Here is an 18221-nt window from a genome sequence, read left to right as displayed (position 1 = left end):
AATCTCGGCAATACGCTGTATTACCAGAAGAAATTAGATGCAGCAGTTGCCGCCTACCAAAAAGCCTTAACATTGCCAGAAGACAATTCTATAACCCCAGCCAGCGCTCATACTCTCGCCAATAATGGTTTGGGTTTAGTGTTCCAAGAGCAAGGAAAACTAAAAGAAGCCATTGCAGAGTTTGATGAGTCAGAAAAGATTGACCACACTTATGTTTATGCCAGTAATAACAATTACAAAGCGCATCGTTTATGGAAAGAGCAAAAATATAATCTAGCTACGAGCGTATACGACGATCGCCAATGGTTGCCTAAAAATGATCCCACTATACCAGTTAGGCGTTCTGTGGTACTCATCACTGCGGAGTTTTTGAACGGCGAACGCCAAGGAACTGAGATCGGCACTGGTGTAGTAATTAAGCGAGAAAGCAACCGAACATTGATTCTTACCAATCGTCATGTCATTTTCGATCTCGATCACAATGAACAAGGTAAAAATATTCAAGTAGAATTTTTCAGTTCACCGCCATCAAACCGAGTGCGAATGGGGCGAGATGCCAAGCTGTTCAAAATGACTTCCACAGACGAACAACTCGATTTAGCCGTTTTGGAAGTTAGCGGTAATCTGCCAGAAGATATCCAGCCTTTACCCATTTCCTCAACTGCGATCGCCCCGAAAATGCCCATTCGGATTATCGGTCATTCTGCTGAAGAGGGAAAAGATAAATCTTGGTCTATCCAATCAGGACAGATTAGTAACCATAACAACCAGCGATTAGAAATATCTCAAGCGGCACTCAAACCTGGTTATTCTGGCAGTCCTGTGATTGATTCGCAAAATAAACTTTTAGGCATCGTCTTTGCCCGAAAAACAGTTGAAGACCAAGATTTGGCTTATCCGATGTCTGAGATTCAAAAACAACTGCTTACCTGGAGCATTCGTTAAACAAACTATGAATTATAAAATTATTCTTGCCAGCCTATTAATCCTCAGTATCAGCCATCTTCCTGCTGCTGCTTCTTGCCCAGAAGGGAACCCCAAATCTACCGATTATATCCAGCGCAAACCACCCAATCGCTGCGAAGGCATCAAAGAAGAACAATTAAGCGGCAATAGCTTGAACCTGATTTCTATTGCTACCCGGAACCTAACCAGTTTTGGCAAAACCCTAACGGTGCAAATTCCCCGCATCAGTGGTGGTAAAAATCCTCAAGTAATAGTGAAATCCTTGGGTGATAATTATCACTATCAAATGGATGACTTGTTATTGTCTAATAATGGTTCGCGTTTCAGCTTTAGCTGGGATACTTACGTTCTCAGGCAAGCAAAAATACCAGCTAACAGCCTTCGCGCTGTGGCATCCTATAACCTTGGTTCCCAGCCTGTCTATGTTCCAGTCATTCTGGGGCAAACTTCGGGTAAGTATGAATTTGTCTTTTATTCTCAAGACAGAGTGAGATTTACCAACTTTGAAATCCTCTCCAAAGGTGAACCAGCAATCTATAGCACTTCCCGCCCCAACCCGAAAAAGGGTGAAACTATTTTTACCTGGGATGGTCGCAATGCGCCATCTGGGCGCTATGAACTGCACTATGTTGCTAATATTGACCGAAGAGATGAACCTAGCGATCGCATCGAAAGGCGAATTGTATTTGAACATAATCCAAATTGGTTGAAATAAATCATGGCATCTCGGCAAAAAGCCAAACAAAATTTTTCCAACTTCATCAAAATTCGCCAATGGTTGAATTTTCTGAAAACATATCTAGTTGCGTGGTTTATAGTCAGTGCTTCAGCGCTAAAACGCTTACTACGAACCATTTCAAATTATAAAAATTCATTGTTGGTATTGCTGTTACTTTTATTCTTGACTATCGTCACCTTTGCCGCAATTGTACCTGGCACACATACATTTGAAGGTAATATCATTTCTCAAGAAATGAGTTTTATTTATAACGGAGAACAATCAAAACTCTTTCTTCAAGATATTCGCGGCATTAAAGAACTAGAAAATGAAGGCAAACAAACCCTAACTTTCACAGGCAATTTTCAAAGCGAAACTTGGCCAGAACTTAATCAGTCAAACTCCTTAAAAATCCAGCTTAAAGACAGCGATAGTAGATGGATTATTGCCCCAGCTAATCTCCAAACAACAAGTGGAATAAACCTAGATGAACTCCGGCTGCAACCAAATACAAAAGTATCTGGATTAAGTTATGACTTTTATCGCAATCAGTTGGCTTTTTTTCTGCAATCTAACTCTAAATTAGACTTAAAAAGCAACCAAAATACATTAGAACTATATTTAGGTGAACAACCAATCAAAGTTATAGTAGAAGGTTATGAATTACTAGATTTAAAATTACCAAATCAACCAGATAAACAAACACCGCTAGAATTCATTGTCAATCCAAATAATAAAAAAATTAACTTAGAAATCGCACAAAATACCAATATTTATATTACTTTAGCCAAACCTCCCAAATATGAATCAGAACAATGGTTTAGAGAAAAGATAGAAACCAAAGATGTGAAATTTCTAGATTTAGACAGAAATGGTAAAGATGCCAGAGACGATTTACAAATTTCTACTATTGTGGAAGGTAAAATCCGCATGGTAGGTCAGGAACAGGATATTAAGCAAAATCAGTTTCTCATGGGAGAAAACCCTGATACTCCTCTAAATATTCAACTGATACGCCATCTACAAATTGTCCCTAAAAAAGGAATAGAAGCTCGCTTTTCTGGGAAAACTAAAGAGATTCAAATTGGTCTAGATCAGAATTTTCCAGTTTCTCAAATACAGGGTAGCTGGTTAGATGGTGTTTTACCTCGTGATGCAATTATTGCGCTGTTCTCTTTTGGCGCTGCTACGGTTGCAAATCTTTTGTCTTGGTTGTTTAGTAACACTTCTAAATCAGGATCAAAACCATAGCCGTTAGGAGTGAGGATTCAAATTTATTTTTTTTAATTTTGAATTAGAGTCTAACAAGAATTACCTCTTGAAAGTCCCATTTGCACAAACTCCTCCTTTTGGAAGACTTACCAAAATAGTTTGCAGGGGCGAAAGACGAATCTCGCAAGTCTCATTTCCAAATAGCAACTGGGACTTCGGGAACTTTTTTTTGTCTATCTCTATTTTCACAGACTTATTGATCCCCAAAGAGGAACTTCCCCCAAACTCCTGTAGGCTGGGGTAGCGGCTTGCTTTTACCGCTTCATTCCCAGAGGAGAATCCCAGTTCCCCGACATTTGCTTCTTTATTTGGAACACCTAACAGTGAGATATCAATCAAAGGTAAAGTAATTTTCAGTGTCGTACCTTGATGAAGTCCTGTACTCTCAAGAGTAATGCTACCTCCCATGAGTTCGATTAAGTTTCGTGAAATCGCAAGTCCCAGTCCAGTACCTTCAAACTGACGTGTCGTACTGCCATTCACCATTACAAAGGGGCGAAATAGTTTGTGCTGTTGAGTTGGATCAATGCCTATACCTGTATCTTTGACAGCTACTACCACCTGAGATTTACCATTACTAGATTGAATTTCTGTAGCAATGGTGATGCTTCCGGTATCGGTGAACTTGGTGGCATTGCCGATAACATTAATTAGCACCTGCTTGAGTTTTCCCGCGTCTGCCTTAATTGGGATCACTTTGGGAGCTAACTCACATTTCAATTGCAAGCCCTTTTGTTGAACATTAACTGATTGTAAATTAATCACCTCTAACAATATTTGTCGGAGGTCAATAGGTGTAGAAACGACCGAAAGCTTACCTGCTTCGATTTTAGAAATGTCGAGTAAATCATTAATAATACCTAGCAAGTGAATCGTTGTTTCATCGGCACGTTTGAGAAACTCCATTTCTTCTTCCCGGTCATCACATAAACCCTCTTCAACCAGGCGAATACAGTTAATAATAATATTTAATGGGTTTCTCAATTCATGGGAAGTTGTAGCCAAAAATTGGCTTTTAATCTGGTTAGCACTTTTTGCTTCTTTCCAAGCTATTTCTAATTCTTCCGATCCAGCTTTAAGCCGTTCTACCATTTGGTCTAATGCTTGGGCCAGTTGATTGAATTCCCGAATTTGAAAATTGTGCGGAACTGGTTGTGCGGCATGGTGAGAGTGAATATTGAGAGCGTAGTCTCGCAATTCTTCTACAGGACGGGCCAAGTAAGGAGCTAAATATAGGGATGCTAACAAACTTGCACCAATCAAACCGACTGTCAAAACAATGAGAATTAATTTGATTTCCTCTAAACCAAAAAGCGCATTATCGACACTAGTAACAGCTAAAACTATCCATTTTTGCTGCTGCTCTTGGGTGAGTGGATTTGCAATAGCTGTATAGCCAGCGACTAATTCTTTTCCCTGTGTAAAAGACAAATTTATCGAATCGTTTTTTCCCGTAATTGCATTTTTAATTATGCTCTTGATTTGGGAAACATGAGGGTGCTGATTGATATTAGTTCCCACCCAATCTGTGAATGGGTGTGCCAAAATTGTGCCATCTTCAGCAATCACTACCATAGCGCCCGTGAGCGATCCCGGCGGATTTCTGGTTTGTTGGTACAATGCAGACTGAATACTTAAGCTGTAAATTGAATTTCTTTGGCTATCGGAAACTGGTGCAGATAAAACTACTTGCAGTTGATTTTGTGTATTTCTTTTTCCAGTCGTTCCTGCCTTTGGCGGAAAGATTACTTTGACATCAATTCCATCATTAGGCAAAGGTAATCTCAATTCTCCAATTTCTCGATCTCCACAGCTACTGGCAATTATCTTGTGGTTTAGGAGATTTGTTAATTGGATGCACTCAATACTGGCTGGAAGTTGTTGCCTTAACTGTGTGAGAATTTCTTGCTCTTGTATAGGCGAACCCGACGGAATAACCGTTGTTTTGCTTACACTCTGCAAATTAGCTTTTAAGATTGCGATCGCATCTCCAATTCTCTCCCCTTTAGTGATGGCGCTTTCTGTTAAATTTTGCCGTGCAGTTCTCAATATACTAGAACGTGCTTTATTCAAGGCAACAATTTCCCCTACAAGTAAAACTGGAACAAACAGCAGCAATATTCTCGTTACTAAAATTCGACGAAAGGAAGATTGGCGGGAATTAGTCATCAAGTGTCTCACTTTGCACCTGCAATCTACAACACCAAAGATATGCAATTAAACCAGCTAGATGAGACATTTTATTAAATTATCAGAATTTTATTTTCAATGTTTAAAAATAACAAATTGCTATAATTCAAAAAGAAACGTGGTATACCAAAACTCGTATATGCTAGATGTAAAAGCGATTTGTGTTGCATATCAATACAGTGGTGAAATTATAAAACAGTAGCTTGTCGGTATGGTTTTTTTGAGAATCTACACACGACTAAAGTAAATATTAAAACTATCAAATCAATTTAATGTTGCAACATCGTCCTCATACTACAGTTGTTTTAGCAATGAGTGCAGATGGCAAGATAGCAGATTTTAAGCGATCGCCTGCTCGGTTTGGCTCAAGGGTTGATAAAGCACACTTAGAAAAACAAATTGCTGCCTCTGATGCTGTTTTGTTCGGTGCTGGGACTCTGGACGCTTATGGAACAACACTTACTGTAACCGATCCAACTTTAGTGCAACTCCGGGCGCAAGGAGGGAAGCCTCGGCAACCAGTTCATATAGTGATTACAAACTCTGCAAACCTTAATCCGGAAATTCACTTTTTTAAGCAACCAGTTAGACGCTGGCTACTCACCACAACAGCAGGAGAATTTTCATGGAAAGAACGCTTACAGACGCTTCACTCAACTTTGGGAACCGGAGTACAGGAGTACCCTTCAGAATTTGAGAAGATTCTGGTTTTTGAAACACCAACGCGAGAAATTGACATTCTCGCAGCCTTGAAGTATCTAGCCACTCTACATATAACACGCTTGGTGGTCTTAGGTGGAGGTGAATTAGTAGCTTCCTTGCTGGAATTAGATTTAATTGATGAATTATGGCTAACTGTCTGTCCGCTGATTTTAGGTGGTAATACTGCACCCACACCCGTCGAAGGCAAAGGATTTTTACCCGATTTAGCTCCCAAGTTACAACTTATAGAAGTTCATACAGTTGAACAAGAAGTGTTTTTACACTATCGCCTGCAACGACCAGCAGATTAGATTACGCTAAGTTAAGTTATTTATTTATTGGGCATTGGGCATTGGGCATTGGGCATTGGGCATGGAGAAGAGACAAGGTAGACAAGGGAGAGACTTGTTCAATAATTCTCCCTTGTCCCCTTGCCCTTGCCCTTGCCCTTGCCCTTGCCCTTGCCCCCACTCCCTACTCCCTACTTCCCTAAGATGGTGGAACAACTTAAGCCTCGCTATTCTGTCGTTTGGACGAACAAAATCGCTGAAGTACCTCAAAATGCCTGGAATGCTTTGGGAATGCCACTCAAAACGCCATTTTTAGAATGGGAATGGTTGAATAATCTCGAAACTTCCCAGAGTGTTACGGCTAAAACTGGTTGGTTGCCAAATCACTTGACACTGTGGCGAGATAAAACGCTGATTGCTGCTGCGCCACTTTATCTTAAAGGGCATAGCTCTGGTGAATTTGTTTTCGATCACCAATGGGCAGAGTTAGCCGATCGCATCGGAGTCCAATATTACCCAAAATTGCTGGGAATGACACCATTCACCCCAGCTGAAGGTTATCGGTTCTTAATCGCCCCAGGAGAAGATGAGGATGAAATCACAGCGCTGATGGTGCATGAAATTGACACTTTTTGCTCCAAAAATCGGATTTCTGGGTGTCATTTTCTCTATGTCGATCCCCAATGGCGTCCGATGCTGGAACGGCATGGCTTTACAACTTGGCTGCACCACAGCTACATCTGGGAAAATGCTGGCTTTAAAACTTTTGATGATTACTTGAAGGTGTTTAACGCCAATCAGCGGCGCAATATCAAGCGGGAACGCAAAGCTGTGGAAAAAGCAGGTTTACGATTGCAACCACTGAGTGGCGATCAAATTCCTCAGTCTTTGTTTCCGTTGATGCACCAATTCTATGCTGACACCTGTGATAAATTTGGCTGGTGGGGTAGCAAGTATCTCACACGGAGATTTTTTGAGCAGCTACACACCGATTATCGCCATCGAGTCTTGTTTGTTGCCGCATATAGCGAGGAAGATAATTCTCATCCTTTAGGAATGTCTTTTTGTTTATTTAAAGGTGACAAACTCTATGGACGCTATTGGGGAAGTTTTCAAGAAATAGATTGCTTACATTTTGATGCTTGCTATTATGCACCAATTGAGTGGGCGATCGCTAACGGCATCCAAATTTTTGACCCTGGCGCAGGTGGGCGACACAAAAAACGCCGTGGTTTCCCCGCTATGCCCAATCACAGTTTGCACCGCTTTTACAATAATCGTTTAGGAAAAATTTTACTTCCCTATATTAAGGAAGTGAATCAACTCGAACAGCAGCAGATTGAGGCAATTAATGCAGAGTTACCATTTAGTGAGAAAAATACTTGAGGAAAAGGAACTACTTTCGTAACATCACTGCGTAAGTCCTATAAGTTCAGGAAAATATTTATGGATCGTGTGAATCGTGATGAATTAATTAGAAGATATGCTGCTGGGGAAAGAAACTTTGCTGGAGTCAAGTTGGGTGGGGATTTGTCGGGAATTGACCTGAGTGATGCTGACTTTAGTGGAAATAAGATGGACGAGTTCTCTTTTGAGCGTGCCATCTTGAAGCGTACCAGTTTCGTCAATACCCGATTGGCTCAATCCTGTTTAGACGTTGCCGATTTGACTGAAGCTGATCTTAGAGGTGCTAGATTGTCTTACGCGAACCTTAGAGTTACTAACTTGACCAACGCTGATCTTAGAGGAGCGAGATTTCACGAAACTAGCTTCGATAGAGCTAATCTTACCGGGGCTAATTTGAGTGGAACTGATTTGCGGGGATGTATTCTGTGGGAAGCTGATTTGACTGGAGCCAATTTGGAAGGATCTCGTCTGCGTCGCATTAATTTTCGTAACACCATTATGCCAGATGGCACTATTCGGAATAATTGAGTCTAATTCTCTGATTCTCTTTTAAGTAAAAGGAATCAAAAATATCTGAAAGATATCAAGAAGACTAAGGAAGATAGGAATTACACTTGATATAGAGTGTAAAAACCCTCAAGAAAGAAAATTTCTTTTTATAATGCTTATGGATTTAATAATTGAAGATTTAGCCGCAATTGATGATAAACTTTCCCAGCGTCATATTGACCTCGATCCCGGTGGATATTTCATTATTTACTTAGATCGAGATGCAGGATTAATTTATGCCAAGCATTTTACAAATGTGATTGACGATCGCGGTTTAGCTGTCGATCCCGAAACGGGAAAGGTAATTCCAGCGCGAGCAAAGGTAGAACGAACTCATACAACAGTTTTTAGCGCGAGAACGGCGAAAGAACTTTGTGTGAAAATTTTTGAAGAAACTCAGCCCACTTTGGTAACTAAATTAGATCATGCAGCTTATTTGGGTCGAGAATTTATCCGGGCTGAGGTAGCTTTAATTACAGGGCAAGAGTATGTTCAAGATTAAAGTTAGGAGTGAGGAGTTAAAAGTTAAAAGTTAGAAATTCATAACTCCTAACTCCTAACTCCATTCCTAACTCCTAACTCATAACTCCGCCATTACCCATTAGATGAGGGCTGATTTATCTGATAGATATAGTAAGTTGCCATTGGGATAACAGTGGCGGCAATTAACAATCCTACTACCCAAGCAGTAGCGTTACCTTGGTTGGTTTCTTCTGCTTTCTTGAAAGTGCCTTCAACCTGCACATTGTCAGTTATTTGGGGTGGCCCTGGATCGGTTTTGCCAGAGAGAACGGCGACAAGGCGATCGCTTGCATCGAGAAATGCCTGATTGTATTTGTCACCATTGCGTAACGGCACACTTACTGTTTCAGTAGCTACACTCTCGGCAATAGAGTCAGTAAGCATTGGCTTGACTTGATCCCCAGTAATAATGGCGGTACCATTGGTAACTGTATCAAGAACCAATAAGGTTTGATTAGCTTGGGCTGCTTTTGTCGGAAACCATTTTTCAAACAGTTCTTTAGTAAAGCTTTCTGGTGTTTCACCGTAGTCGAGGCGGCGAACAGTAACAATTCTTACTTCCTTATCTGTTTGCTTTGCCAAATCCTTAAAAGCGCTGCTAATCTTGCCTTCATTCAGACGGCTGATGACTTCACCTTGATCCAAAACCCAGGTGTCATTCCCTGCTGTCAGGTTGGGTATTTGATACACACCCGTGGCTAAAGCAGGTGTGGCAAACAGCGAGGCTGCGAAAATAAGCGTCACCAAAGGTAGAATTAGCCGGATGAGGTGTTTTTGACTGCTAAAAACTTGTTTGAGGAGCTGTTTCATTATGTGATCCCTAAGACAGACTTGCACCAAAAATACTACAGAACCACTGCAAAAATCACCTCGTTCCCGATTTTCTTCAGTGTAAAATTTCTGATATTCCCAGCAAATATGTATTGTAGGGGATTTTTGATTACACAAACTTGTTCTGAGGGCGGTTGCAAGTATTAACCTAACATTAACTGTCTTGCTAGTCACAAGAAATACCGCCCATTTTGGGAATTAACCCAAATGCTTAGGGCGGAATTTGCAAACCATCTAGAAATCATATCGCATGATTCATATTTTGGTTCAACAACGCCATATTTTTTCATATCTGCGAATAGCTTTTCCTGCCGTACTCATTAGATATCTGAGTGAAAAAGAATGTAAATAGGTTGTACTGCTACGTCTCTACAAGGGTTCTGGATGATGCATATTTAATTTATATACAGCAGATTTCAAGGAAAGTGAGGTACACAACGATTCGTCTGTTACCCAGGTATAAAGCGTGTTTTACTCCTGTATTCTGAATTCTGCTGTAGATGTCTATGTGATGGTTGATATCTGCATTTTTCTGATATTTTAGCTAAATCAATATCATATATACATGACTATACTTTTAACTAATGACGATGGCATTGATGCCCCTGGTATCCAAGCGCTGCTCAAAGCTGTAAATGGCAAAAATTCTATTATCGCTGCTCCTGCCGATCATCAGTCTGGCTGTGGACATCAAGTTACTACTACTCGTGCTATCAACCTCCAGCGACGTTCTGAGACTGAGTATGCGATCGCAGGTACTCCCGCTGATTGTGTGAGAATTGCATTAACACAAATTCCGGCAGATGTCAAATTTGTACTTTCAGGTATCAACGCTGGGGGCAATTTGGGAGTCGATGCCTATATTTCTGGCACAGTTGCCGCCGTGCGGGAAGCCGCGATGCACGGTATTCCCGGAGTTGCCATTTCTCAGTATCGCAAAGCCAAACAGAATTTTGATTGGGATCTGGCTGCCAAATTCACTGCTGAAGTTTTAGCGGATTTACTCAAGCGTCCCCTAGAACCAGGAAGCTTCTGGAATGTGAATCTGCCGCATCTGCAACCAGGAGAACCAGATCCGGAAGTGGTATTTTGCCAAGCCTGTACCAAACCTTTGCCCGTGAACTATCGAATTGAAGGCGATGATTTTTATTATGTAGGGGAATATGGCAAACGCGATCGCACTCCTGGTAGCGATGTAGATGTATGTTTTTCCGGCAATATCGCCGTCACTCAGTTAAGAGTTTGACATCAGCCATTAGTTACTAGTTAACTGTTACCACCTTTTAGGCTATTACAGGTTATTTGGATATTTAGGAGAGCTTGTAGGGCTATTAATTAATCTTATGGCTATTTTTGGTGCGATCGCGATCAAAATTTTCAAGGATTTGAAATCTGGTAAAGTTTCAGTGGTACTGAACACTAATTTCAAAAAAAGGAGAAATATATGCAGTTTCTCAAAATTGTTCTTGTCGCTCTCGTATTGATGGTGAACCTGCTAATTGCTCAACCCTCTTGGGCAGGCAAGGATTTCACTAAGGGGGCTGACTATGCTGAGGTAACTCAGGCGCTCAATCAACTTCTAACTGTAAAAAATACACCTGAGCAAGCTGGCTATACACCTGAGCAATTCCAGCAGCGACTGGCACAATTGCAGTCTCAGAAAAATGTCATAGAAACAGCTAGAAAGCGGGCGCAGTGCCGCAATGAAACTGGAAAGACTTTGGCTGTCTATGCCAATAAACCAAAAAAATCTCCAACCCAACTCTACTTTCTGGGCGCAGGAACAATCACCGATGATGATTGGGATTGCGATGGCATTTACTTACCCGCAGGTTCTCAAGTGGTTCTAGGCCCAAACGCTCAACCACAAGAACTGACCCAACCAATCGCCGTTAAGTTTGTCGATGGCACACAGTCTCTTGCTAGAACCAATCCAGCCACTGGTGCAATTGAATTGAATGTTGAACCTGCCAAAGTATTTAAGACAGGTGAGAGCAGCTGGTTGCTTCCTACTTATTCTCAAGCAGATCTCGATACGCAAATTCCCACCCCACAACTGATTGACTAATCTCATCTAAATAATTCAACTTTTATGCACTTCCCGCATGAAAGTTGAACTAAAGAAATAGAAGATATAAAGGAAAATCTTTAACCATTGAATAACCAACTTTTAATTAAGGAAAAATTACAAGTAAAGCTTGAGAATATTCAAATAAAAAGCAACGGCTCTCCCATTACCGATTTGCAGCTAAACAAAACCTTAGCCGCAGAAATTGAACAATTGACGACGGAACTGGAGAGAGTCAATCCCAATCTCAATCCTCTTATCTACGCTACTTCTTTGCTAGAGGGAGCTTGGCAACTGCAATACTCCACAGCCAGAGAAATACGTTCTTTAGCTTCTCTTCCATTGGGATTAAAGCTGGGTAAAGTTTATCAAGTTATTGATGTTGCAAATAAATTGTTTTTCAATCTAGCTAAAGTTCAACATCCTCTGGGACTAGTATCGGGATATGTCAAAGTGACAGCTAGCTTTGAGCCAGCCAAAGAAGATTTAGAGCCTCTAGAGAACAAACGTATCAACGTCTATTTTGACAAACGCTATCTATCGATTGAGAAGATTGTTGGTATTAATACTCCTCAACTTAACCCATTTAAGGTTGTCCCAGCTAATAATCCTACTAGCAGAACTGCCACATTGGATATTACTTACTTAGATGAAACCTTAAGAATTGGACGTGGAGGAGATGGAAGTTTATTCATTCTTAGTAAATCCGATAATTTACCTGACTTCACCTCCTAAATTTGAGATTAATCACGCTGCTGAATGAATATGGCTCTCTCAATCATGCATCTTTTTAGCAAAATAAAACTAGGCTCTGCAATGGTAGAGCTAAAAACATTAAATTTAAAGGTAAATCATGGTATAGAAGGAGATATTAATGCCGATCCTATAAGTCCCAGGCAAGTTCTAATTGTTAGGTACGAAGATATTTTCGACTTATCAATTCAACCAGGAGAATTGCGAGAAAATATTGTGGTTCAAGGTATAGAAATTGATAAATTTATCCCTGGCTCTTTGCTAACCTTTGAAAGTGGTGCAGCAATTCGGCTAACTTTTCACTGCGAACCATGTAAGCGAATAGCTCACTTGGTAGAATCATTAAAAAGCATCCAAGGTAAAAGAGGAATTTTAGGTGTAGTTATTAAATCAGGTCAAATCAAGGTTGGTAGTAATTTTCAGGTTCAAACTAATAAATTTCCAGCATTATCTGAAAATCCATATAAACGATTTCTAAATTTTATTATCAAAATTCCAAGTGGAAAAGTAGTTACATATAAACAGATAATCAAAGCTATAGGAGTAGATAATAGCTATCTGAGAGCTATTCCTATATACCTAAAAAAAACTTCACCTGTTGATTATCCGGTACATAGAATATTAGACTCTAAAGGTTATTTGATAACTTATGTGAGCTTACAAAAAAATAAGTTGGAAATGGAAAAAGTTCAGGTTTTATCTAAAGCAGATTTATTAAACAATTTAAACAAAAATTTTGTAGAAATTAAAGATTATTTATGGGAAGATGGTACTCTATATTTAGAATAGATATTAATGTAATTACCAGAATATTGATAATATTATCCTACATTCAGAACTTCATCAAGACGATCCCTGATTTTTGATTTGTTTAGATGTAGCTTCCATAAAGTCGATAAAAACTTTTATGAGCTTATGAATTCCCTCGCTACCTCCTGCAATTAAACCTCCTGTCAGCAATGCATCTAAACAACGGAAAATAATTACTTGTATGGGATTATCTAAATCAATAACTACAAGTGGCTCAATTGAGCGAATACCTATTGCGCTCATTAAAAGACCGAATAAAAGAGATGTCCATAGAGCAATTGTTCGTGTATCAGATTTATAGGCTGCTCTTTGGTGCTCTTTTTCATTTATATCATCCATTTGTGGCTTGAATATTTTTAATGGTTCTTGTTGGTTTTGTGTAAAGTTTTGGATGATTTGCTGTTCTAAACTCATTCCTTCTGGTGGGAGTCCACTGATTTGATTAGATTCGAAAGAAGAGAATTGGTTCTGTTGTACTTCCATAAGTCTTATCTTCTCAGACAATAGAGCCTTTTTTTGCTGGATACTAATATCTAACTGTTCGACGAATGGGCCACGCCAAGTAGTTATAAAAACTTCTAAAGAACGCTCTAACAGCAAAGAAATGAATAATTGTAATGTGAGCAGTTGGACAATATCATTAACCCCAAATGGTTTTAAAACAAATGGTTTAGATGATAACCAAGTTGACAAAGTTACTACTAGAAAACTAATAATGATTAACACAATAAATAGAGGAGATTCTGGAGAAAGCTTTAGCAAAGTATCTATACTCCTGTTTCGCGTCACAATATCTAACACAGCCTGGAGGTGAAAACTACACCTGCTGAGTAACTTAACAACGTTAATTTGATAGAACAGTAAATAATTTATGACCCGTCCCTTTTTTCTAAAAGTGTGATATGCTACGCCATTGTGGGAGCAGAAAGCATTCCAGTGCTACTGTGCATGGGATGACGCTAGAGCAAGTAACAACCGTAGCACCAACTAAAAACCCCTCCAAGGTGTTGAAGGGGTCAAAGTAATTTTTGCAAATGAAATAGTGATTAGGGGGAGACAGCAGCTTTTCCTGCTCGGTTACGCATTTTGTTGTCAAAGCAACCAGATGATAGTACAGCATTTTATAAATCCATTACGAACCTCCGCAAGTCTGTACTTAGTAAGATAAATCATTAGTACTGTCGTATGATGTCAGCTGTGACTCGACAGCGTTTAGATAACCTTTATCATTCATAGCTTGTGCTGGTAACTTTTTAGTGTTGACAGCAGCCTTAACCAGATTTGGTACAGTCAGGTTTCCTGTTTGGTATTGAGATACCAAAGCGCTACTGCTAGGAATACCCTGTGCTTTCAGATTACTTTGATAAGCTAGAAATACAGCATCAAAGGGTTTGAGGTAGCTGACGTTATTGGAATGAGTAGATAAATTATTAGAGTTGATAGCTATAGGTTCGCCACTATTGCTAGTAGCTATTTGAGTGCCACCGATTCCAGGCAATAAAGCAATAGAAGTAACAATGAGTACAGAATCAATCAAGATAGAGAGTTTCATAGGATTATCCTTAGTTATAGTAAAGTGCAATTAGTGTTCTTGAGTAATAGAGTCTTATTTTTTATCTGTTTTAACTTCCTGCACCCAGTTCACCTGAACGGTTGATTTGCTCTTCACCCATTCGGGTGATTTAATTGAGCGCATCCTACGGTTCATTCAAAGTTGCTAAGACCCATCATGTGATAAGCAAGAACAGCAGTATCAAAGGTTTTGAGGCAATTGATATCTGTGGAATGGTTGTGTAAAGTATTAGATTTGATAGCTGTGTTGATTGATGTGCCACTCTTGCTATGAGTAGCTATTTGATTCCTAGCGATTCTAGGTAGGACACTAGAATCAAGAATGTGTGCAAAATTGAGCAGGGAAAAGAGTTTCATTATTGATACTGTGTTGGTTAATAAATCGGGAGTTAAGTGCAGGACAAAATTGAACAGATATGTATTTAACTGAGGTTATCTAAAAATTTATGCAAAGCTGTTACTCAGTTGTAAACATAGCCCAACTGAGGCATCGTATTTCTGTGCTATCCCTTCAATAGCAAATTTATTGGTTTAGTATAAATTAAATCTAATTTGCGTATTCGGGTTTACCGAACATACAAATTACAGTAGACTGTAAAATTTTTTCTATCTAATTTAGTACGGTAATCATCAATTCATTGGTGTTAAAAACCGAATTTACAGCAGGTTCAACTCTACATAATATGAATATGTAAGCACAAAGTTAAGTGCAAAACTTATTAAACAAAGCTAACTGATGCGAGAAAGAGTTATGACACTAGTTCGTTGGAATCCTTGGAGAGAAATTGACACTCTACAACACCAAATCAATAGTTTATTTGAAGATACCAGACTACCATCTGCATTGTTTGACAAAGGCTTAAGCAAAGTTCCTGCTGCTGAAATCCAAGAAACTGAAGATGCGATTCATCTGAAGATAGAACTGCCAGGAATAGAAGCTAAAGACCTGGATGTGCAAGTCACAGAAAATGCTGTTTACATTAGCGGTGAGCGGAAGTCTGAAACGAAAACAGAGGAAAAAGGTGTTACCAGAAGTGAGTTTCATTACGGTAAATTTCAACGCGTAATTCCTCTATCGGCTCGGATTCAAAATACTAACGTTACGGCAGATTATAAAGATGGCATCTTGAATCTAACACTCCCTAAAACTGAGCAAGAAAAGAACAAAGTTGTCAAAGTGAATTTGGAACAATCTGCTAACTAATAATTTGCGATGTCTACGACGGGCTACGCCTACGCACTATTTTACCTCCAATGATTGATTGAAATAGTTAAGAGCTTGGTTATGCAAGTAACCGAGCTTTTTTATTAGCACTTTAGTGTTTAGAAAAAGTACTAAATACTTTCGAGATTTTTAAGCACCTCTGCGGCTGACTGATATCGTTGAGTGAAGTCGAAATGTACCATTTTATTTAAAATCATAACCAACTCGTCTGTAGCCTCAGTTAATTCGCGCCAATGTTGCCAAATCTGTTGATTAGCATCAGATTCACTTTGGATAATTATTTCACCAGTATTTGTGTCTCTACGAAACTCTCTGGGTTCTACCCCAGTTAAACCTTGTATTCCCATAATTCCCAACGCATAAATATCGCTGTTGAGTTTTGGCAACCCGCTCATTTGTTCCGAAGGTGCATAACTAGGAGTGCCAATTGAAATTGTCTGAGCTTCTTGCTGCTGAGGTTGAATTTGCTTAACAGCACCAAAGTCAATTAAAACAATGTGCCGATCTGATTCTCGCCTAATCAAATTACTAGGTTTGATATCTCGATGGATTACACCATAGCTGTGAACAAAAACCAGCACGTTTAAAACTTCTTTGAGTATCTCCACAACTTCACCTTGTTTCAGCCGCTTCCCAGCAGTTAACTCTTTATCCATAGCGTGTCCTCTAACAAATTCTTGCACTAAAGAAAATTGCCGATTTTCTTCAAAAAAAGCTAGTAGTTGGGGAATTTGTGGGTGCTTACCCAAAGTTTCTAAAATTTCTGCTTCAGCGTCGAATAGGCGTCTGACAACATTTAAATATTCTGCATCTTGGCGAGGAGGCCGCAACTGTTTAACCACACACTGCGGATTACCAGGACGCTGGATATCGTCAGCCAAATAAGTATTGCTAAATCCCCCAGAACCCAAGGGTTGAGTAATTTTGTAGCGGTTGTTTAGTACCGTGCCTAGTGCAATTTCTTGCCCAATGGAATCAACAATTATCGTTGGCGCTTCATTTGAGGCGTTGCCACGCTGCCGTAAAAGACCTTGCAATTCCACAATTAATTGTTGGTGTTCTTGAACCCGTTGGGTAATTTCTTTTTGCTCTTGCTTGGTTTGATAAGCACTATAGGCAAGGACACTCCCGGCAGTAAATACTAACCCTAACCCCGGAGGTATGACTGGCAACCATCCAGCTTGGGTAAAAATGAGAAAATTAGCTCCAAATAATACTGCCAGGGCTGTTGCTGCTGCCAATCCTAAGCCTAGCGGATGTTGAATCCGCCATACCAGCAACCCACCAACTACAGTCCATCCCCATATCCAAAGGACTTTACCCCACTCAGGCAAAAACCAAAATAGAGGTTGTTTGTTCAGAACAGCACTGAGAATTTGACTAACGCTGTGGGCATGAATTTCAATTCCGGCCATCTTGCCAGAATTATCTGACTTACCGCTAGCAAAGGGCGTATTAAAAATATCATTTAAACTATTGGCTGTTGAACCAATCAAAACAATGCGGTCTTTAACTAAATCTGGTTTAACTTGATTTGCAAGTACTTCTGTAATAGTTACCTGCTGGGCAACCTGATGACCAGAACGGTAGTTAAGCAGGATTTGGTAGCCATTGGTATCTGCTTTTTGATAACCGCCAGCGTTACTTTGCAGGGGTTTAAATACAGTATTACGTAGTCTTAGTTCCTTTTTGGGGGTAAATTCTAGTTGGATGCCTCCGACTTCTAAATATTTGAGCGCTAGTTGTAAGCTAAAAGAATAGGTACTTTGACAAGAATCGGACTCTTCTGCACTTACCAATAATAGATTGCGGCGAATTGTGGCATCAGTATCTTCTACGACATCATTAAATCCGACTCGCTCTGCTTCAACGCCTTTTGGAGGCGCTATTCCCGGATTGTTAGAACCAGAATGTTTGCAGATAGGAATGATGATATCGCTTTGTTGTAAGCGTTGCAGTAGTTTGTCATGACCAGGTGGTACTGGTAAGTCACGAAAAATATCTAGACCAATGACTCGCGGTTGATATTCTTCAAGTTTGCCTAATAGCTGGTCTAGAAGTTCACTAGACAGGGGCCAATTCCATTTTTGGATATCTTTTTCACTTAAAGCAACAATCAACAAACGAGTGTCTGGGCCTGAGTCAGCACGTAATTGCATCATTTGGTCGTAGACTTTCATTTCTAGAGGCTCGAAAACCCCCAGTTTTTGAATGCCTACTAACAGAAGTGTTGCGATCGCACTTGAAAGAATAACTGGCTGTCTAAATAAACTTTTAAAAGTTACAACCATTTTTTTAAATAGGTTTTACTTTAAAATCTACCTATATTTTTAGATTAATTTTTAT

The 18221-nt window shown here is 39.7% G+C and carries 17 protein-coding genes; 12 read left to right on the top strand and 5 right to left on the bottom strand.

Annotated features, from left to right (window positions below):
- The 3 genes from HWQ40_RS15415 to HWQ40_RS15405 form a co-directional block, all read left to right on the top strand.
- A partial coding sequence (locus tag HWQ40_RS15415) for a trypsin-like peptidase domain-containing protein (RefSeq protein WP_292779161.1) occupies window positions 1-945 on the top strand: 945 nt, incomplete at its 5' end.
- A 7-nt stretch (window positions 946-952) separates the two neighbouring features.
- A complete protein-coding gene (locus tag HWQ40_RS15410; RefSeq protein ID WP_292779158.1) occupies window positions 953-1681 on the top strand; it encodes a hypothetical protein in 729 nt (242 codons plus the stop codon).
- A 3-nt stretch (window positions 1682-1684) separates the two neighbouring features.
- Entirely contained in the window at window positions 1685-2935 is a 1251-nt protein-coding gene (locus tag HWQ40_RS15405; protein ID WP_292779155.1) for a hypothetical protein, read from the top strand.
- A gap of 60 nt (window positions 2936-2995) precedes the next feature.
- Here HWQ40_RS15405 and HWQ40_RS15400 read toward each other — a convergent pair whose 3' ends face one another.
- A complete protein-coding gene (locus HWQ40_RS15400) occupies window positions 2996-5125 on the bottom strand; it encodes an ATP-binding protein (protein WP_292779153.1) in 2130 nt (709 codons plus the stop codon).
- Window positions 5126-5418: 293 nt separating this feature from the next.
- On the opposite strand from HWQ40_RS15400, the gene HWQ40_RS15395 reads away from it, so the two are divergent.
- The 4 genes from HWQ40_RS15395 to HWQ40_RS15380 all read left to right on the top strand — a co-directional run bounded on the left by HWQ40_RS15395 (window position 5419) and on the right by HWQ40_RS15380 (window position 8596).
- On the top strand, window positions 5419-6159 hold the full coding sequence (locus tag HWQ40_RS15395; protein ID WP_292779150.1) for a RibD family protein: 741 nt from the start codon (window positions 5419-5421) through the stop codon (window positions 6157-6159).
- Window positions 6160-6342: 183 nt separating this feature from the next.
- Complete coding sequence (locus HWQ40_RS15390; RefSeq protein WP_292779147.1) at window positions 6343-7524, top strand: GNAT family N-acetyltransferase; 1182 nt, start codon at window positions 6343-6345, stop codon at window positions 7522-7524.
- A gap of 60 nt (window positions 7525-7584) precedes the next feature.
- Window positions 7585-8073: a pentapeptide repeat-containing protein gene (locus tag HWQ40_RS15385; protein ID WP_292779144.1), complete on the top strand. Its 489-nt coding sequence runs from the start codon at window positions 7585-7587 to the stop codon at window positions 8071-8073.
- Window positions 8074-8212: 139 nt separating this feature from the next.
- Window positions 8213-8596, top strand: coding sequence for a DUF4346 domain-containing protein (locus tag HWQ40_RS15380; RefSeq protein WP_292779141.1), 384 nt, complete (start codon window positions 8213-8215; stop codon window positions 8594-8596).
- 92 nt (window positions 8597-8688) lie between these two features.
- Here HWQ40_RS15380 and HWQ40_RS15375 read toward each other — a convergent pair whose 3' ends face one another.
- Window positions 8689-9426, bottom strand: coding sequence for a TPM domain-containing protein (locus HWQ40_RS15375; protein WP_292779138.1), 738 nt, complete (start codon window positions 9424-9426; stop codon window positions 8689-8691).
- A 586-nt stretch (window positions 9427-10012) separates the two neighbouring features.
- Between HWQ40_RS15375 and surE the strand changes: the two genes are divergently transcribed.
- From surE to HWQ40_RS15355, 4 genes are all read left to right on the top strand, one after another.
- A complete protein-coding gene (gene surE, locus HWQ40_RS15370) occupies window positions 10013-10693 on the top strand; it encodes a 5'/3'-nucleotidase SurE (RefSeq protein WP_292779136.1) in 681 nt (226 codons plus the stop codon).
- Between the two features lie 198 nt (window positions 10694-10891).
- On the top strand, window positions 10892-11515 hold the full coding sequence (locus HWQ40_RS15365) for a hypothetical protein (protein ID WP_292779133.1): 624 nt from the start codon (window positions 10892-10894) through the stop codon (window positions 11513-11515).
- 87 nt (window positions 11516-11602) lie between these two features.
- Complete coding sequence (locus tag HWQ40_RS15360; RefSeq protein WP_292779131.1) at window positions 11603-12250, top strand: PAP/fibrillin family protein; 648 nt, start codon at window positions 11603-11605, stop codon at window positions 12248-12250.
- A 30-nt stretch (window positions 12251-12280) separates the two neighbouring features.
- Entirely contained in the window at window positions 12281-13057 is a 777-nt protein-coding gene (locus tag HWQ40_RS15355; protein ID WP_292779128.1) for an MGMT family protein, read from the top strand.
- Between the two features lie 54 nt (window positions 13058-13111).
- Here the strand turns inward: HWQ40_RS15355 and HWQ40_RS15350 are convergent, their stop codons facing one another.
- Window positions 13112-13840 carry a hypothetical protein gene (locus HWQ40_RS15350; protein WP_292779125.1) on the bottom strand — a complete coding sequence of 243 codons (729 nt, stop codon included), beginning with the start codon at window positions 13838-13840 and terminating at the stop codon, window positions 13112-13114.
- 394 nt (window positions 13841-14234) lie between these two features.
- Window positions 14235-14630, bottom strand: a complete 396-nt coding sequence (locus HWQ40_RS15345) for a hypothetical protein (protein WP_292779124.1) — start codon at window positions 14628-14630, stop codon at window positions 14235-14237.
- Window positions 14631-15401: 771 nt separating this feature from the next.
- Between HWQ40_RS15345 and HWQ40_RS15340 the strand changes: the two genes are divergently transcribed.
- Window positions 15402-15854, top strand: a complete 453-nt coding sequence (locus HWQ40_RS15340; protein WP_292779122.1) for an Hsp20/alpha crystallin family protein — start codon at window positions 15402-15404, stop codon at window positions 15852-15854.
- 131 nt (window positions 15855-15985) lie between these two features.
- Here the strand turns inward: HWQ40_RS15340 and HWQ40_RS15335 are convergent, their stop codons facing one another.
- Entirely contained in the window at window positions 15986-18166 is a 2181-nt protein-coding gene (locus HWQ40_RS15335) for a CHASE2 domain-containing serine/threonine-protein kinase (protein ID WP_292779120.1), read from the bottom strand.
- Between the last annotated feature and the right edge of the window lie 55 nt (window positions 18167-18221).

The organism is Nostoc sp. NMS9, assembly GCF_017114995.1.
Lineage (GTDB): Bacteria > Cyanobacteriota > Cyanobacteriia > Cyanobacteriales > Nostocaceae > Nostoc.
Note: the sequence above shows the minus strand (reverse complement) of the source record. Positions and strands in the feature narration are given on the sequence as shown.